Annotated in this window: 1 pseudogene; it reads right to left on the reverse strand. The window is 25.6% G+C overall.

The window, feature by feature from the left end:
• A pseudogene (locus ELQ04_RS08600) lies at window positions 1-266 on the reverse strand (glycosyltransferase family 2 protein); the annotation flags it as partial.

The raw sequence follows: 266 nt of genomic DNA on the forward strand, positions 1-266 counted from the left end.
GAAGCTCCTGGAGTTTCGTTTAACTTAATTTGATTTGTTCTTAATAAATCCAATCGGTAAATACCGATTGGATTTATTCCATCCGAACCTAAAAATATTCTTATATCTTTATTCCAATTTACTTTATAATTATAAATATCTTCACAAGAATTTCTCAAAACATTAACATATTCAGTTTTACCATATGCAAATATATAAAAATCCCCTTTAACAACTTCACAATCATTCTTTTTAGCAATTTCATAAAGTCTTTCATACATATTTGT

It is taken from the genome of Campylobacter sp. CH278 (assembly GCF_004378845.1).
Taxonomy (GTDB): Bacteria; Campylobacterota; Campylobacteria; order Campylobacterales; family Campylobacteraceae; genus Campylobacter_D; species Campylobacter_D jejuni.